Consider the following 1972-nt stretch of genomic DNA (forward strand, 5'->3'; position numbering starts at 1 on the left):
AAGCTGGAAATTAATTTAATACAATTTTTGTCGTGTACTTAGATAAAAGTGCTAAAAACTATTATTGCAATTATTATTCCCGGTTTCATGATGTTTTGTTTTAATGAATCTCTGCTAACGCCCAGGCGATTTGCGAAGTGATTTGCATTTTGCAAATCGCTTAGTTGTCGGACAGTCCCGAAGGGCTGGCCAGGGCAAATCGCCTAGCCGTTATGCGGAAATCTCTTCGGGCTTTCCGCACAACGTTTTTCGGCTTTGCGTTCGGGCGGGCTTTTTAGCACTGCACTTGAATAGAAGCACAAAACTCCAGGTTTGCATATCAGCCCGCCTGACGCAAAACCCGTGTTAGCTGCTGCCCTTTTTTCGTCACCAAAATTACTTAATTTTTTTAAAGGCAGACTTAGCCCAAGTATCAAAATCTGGTAATGTAATGCCAAAAAGTTGCAGTGCTTTTTTTACATCTGGATTTAATAAGCTACCTCCTGTTGTACCTTCCCATTCGTACATTTCAGCTACTTGCAATGCAGTTTGTTCGCCAATCATTGGTGTCAGGAATGCTGTAAGCTCTTGTGAAGTTATTCCTTGATAATGAATGTATTTTCCTAAAACTACTCCAAGTTTTTTAGATAACTCAATCCCTGTCAAGGCTTCACTGCCGCCAATAGGGATAAATTGCCCTTTTAGTTCAAGTTTTTCTAATGCAGCTAGAATATACATTGCAAGGTCTGAAAATGAAAGATAGGCAACAGGTATATCGGTTGGTATGGCTTGTGGAATAACACCACCTTGCTCGATAGCTTGTCTATATGCCTGCGAAAAATTTTCTAAATAAAGTGTTGAACTTAGAATAATGGCACTTGGCAGAATTTGTTTTGTTAATTCTTTCATCTTCAGCCTTGCGTCAGGTCCATTCAAACCAATGAATTCAATTGGAACCACACTACTTATGCTGAAAACAGTATGTGGCGAACCAGCTTGTGCAATTGCTTTCAAAGCATTTTCAACAAACTCTATCATTTGTGCTGGTGTTATCACCACAGGGACTTGTAAAATAACTTTATCAGCTTCTTTAATAATATTGGTTAAGGATGCAGTAGTAAAATCTGTTAACCTAGTTTCAATACGTTTATGATTGAGAGATTCAACATTTGTTTGGTAGCGAACTGGTGCAATAACTTTGTACCCCTTTTCAATAAGCTGTTGAGCAATGACAGAACCTTGCTGACCACTTGCTCCAAAAAGAATTACTTTTTCCATTTTTATTTTTTTGTTTAATTGTTGGACAAAAGTAATTACCTTTGATATCTAAAAGTAAACAGTATCCTAATGGAAACCAGTATCCAAAAAGTAACCAGTAAAGGAATAAATTTGAAAGATGCTTTACCAAATGCATCTGACTATACAGAATGTACAAAACATTTGCTACCACTAATGGACACAATGGACTTATTAAGTGGTCGTTGGAAGTTCGTTATTTTATTAGCCTTGTGGTTTGGGGGGAGAATGCGTTTCAAAGAAATTCAACGAAACATTCCCAAAATTACTGGAAAGGTTTTGTCAAAAGAATTAAAAGATTTGGAAGAACATGGTATTTTGACACGAACAGTTTATGACACTTCTCCTGTTTCAGTTGTTTATGAATTAACTACTTATGGAAAAACCTTGGATAAGGTAATTCTTGCTTTAAGGGAATGGGGTGTTAATCATCGTAAAAAAGTCTTGTCAAAGTAAGGTTTTTGTAAATTGTAGGTTGTTCGTCCTATGGTTGAGCCAACGCCCCAGTCGATTTGCGAAGTGATTTGCATTTTGCAAACCGCTTTGTTGCCGGACAATCCCGAAGGGCTGGCCGGGGCAAATCGCCTGAGGCGTTGTGCGGGAAGCCCGTAGGGATTTCCGCACAACGGTTCGGGTATTGCCGAAGGTGGGGATTTTTAGCACAAAAGTTCAATCGAAGAACTGCACTTGAACCTAC

General features: G+C 38.7%; 2 protein-coding genes. One reads left to right on the forward strand and one right to left on the reverse strand.

The genetic code is table 11. The annotated features are described in order from the left end of the window. Positions 1-375: 375 nt before the first annotated feature. The gene (locus CHU92_RS00335; RefSeq protein WP_094411465.1) at positions 376-1257 is read right to left on the reverse strand and encodes an SDR family oxidoreductase; all 882 of its coding nucleotides are present in this window, start codon (positions 1255-1257) and stop codon (positions 376-378) included. Between the two features lie 69 nt (positions 1258-1326). On the opposite strand from CHU92_RS00335, the gene CHU92_RS00340 reads away from it, so the two are divergent. Next, positions 1327-1731, forward strand: coding sequence for a winged helix-turn-helix transcriptional regulator (locus CHU92_RS00340; RefSeq protein ID WP_094411467.1), 405 nt, complete (start codon positions 1327-1329; stop codon positions 1729-1731). The last annotated feature ends 241 nt before the right edge of the window (positions 1732-1972 follow it).

Origin of the sequence: Flavobacterium cyanobacteriorum, from assembly GCF_002251835.1 — a bacterium.
GTDB classification, from domain to species: Bacteria; Bacteroidota; Bacteroidia; order Flavobacteriales; family Flavobacteriaceae; genus Flavobacterium; species Flavobacterium cyanobacteriorum.

Bases quoted from the DNA above. Each gene is read 5' to 3' on its own strand.
- CHU92_RS00340 (WP_094411467.1), top strand. From the start codon at position 1,327: ATGGAAACCAGTATCCAAAAAGTAACCAGTAAAGGAATAAATTTGAAA.
- CHU92_RS00335 (WP_094411465.1), bottom strand. From the start codon at position 1,257: ATGGAAAAAGTAATTCTTTTTGGAGCAAGTGGTCAGCAAGGTTCTGTC.